Raw genomic sequence first — 842 nt, 5'->3', positions numbered from 1 at the left:
CGCCTATTGATGAAATGAGTTCTAGCTATCACTTCGGATGAATCATTCCAGCCAGTCGAGCTGCTTGGACAGCGACTCGCCCAGGCGCTGCCAGCGCGTCGGGGTGGTGGCATCGATCTGGTTGGTGCGGGTTTCGACACGGCAGCCGCCGCGGTCGAGATGGGCGTCTTCCTCGATCTTCCAGCCTTGCTGGGCCAGTTCTTCGCCCAGGTGTTTGCGCACCAGGGCGGCATCTTCGGGATGCAGCGTCAGGCTGGCCGGCAGCTGCAGCACCGGCAGGGCGTGGATGGCCGCGCTGACGGTCGGCAGGATCAGTTCCGGACGCACGTTCAGGGCCGTCTTGAGCATGGATTTGGCCAGGTCCAGCGCCAGGTCCAGCAGTTCGGGGGCCATCTTTTCACTGCACTGCGAGACTTCGGTGCTGAAATTGACAGCGATCTGGCGGAAGTGCTGGATGATTTCGTTGACTTCCTGCTGGCCTTGCTGGAGCCCGGCGACGTAGCCTTCGGAGCGGCCAGCCTGCAGGCCGTGTTCGCGGCCCTCGGCAAAACCTTCCTGGCGGGCGGCCTCGCGGATGGCATCAAGCTGTTCGGCTGTCAGTTGCGGGACCGGTGGCGGCTCTTCGAGGAATTCTTCTTCCTCGGGCAGCATTTCGGGCTGCGGCTCCGGTTCGGGTTCTTCGTTGAAGGACGCCAGCTCCCATCGCTGGTAGGGCGTCATCTCTTCCTTGGGAATGATCTTTGCACGCATGGCTTCTTTGACTCCTCAGGCCGGCATGCCGACGGCACATTGCATCTGCCTCAAACGCATCAGACGAACGCGTCCTCGCCCTTGGCACCCAG

At 62.6% G+C, this 842-nt stretch carries 1 protein-coding gene; it reads right to left on the bottom strand.

Annotation, left to right across the window (positions count from 1 at the left end):
• Positions 1-42 precede the first annotated feature (42 nt).
• Positions 43-750, bottom strand: a complete 708-nt coding sequence (fliH, locus tag B3873_RS00570) for a flagellar assembly protein FliH (protein WP_039788445.1) — start codon at positions 748-750, stop codon at positions 43-45.
• Positions 751-842: the final 92 nt, after the last annotated feature.

Origin of the sequence: Herbaspirillum sp. UBA812 (assembly GCF_002296545.1) — a bacterium.
GTDB lineage: Bacteria > Pseudomonadota > Gammaproteobacteria > Burkholderiales > Burkholderiaceae_D > Herbaspirillum > Herbaspirillum huttiense.
Note: the sequence above shows the minus strand (reverse complement) of the source record. Positions and strands in the feature narration are given on the sequence as shown.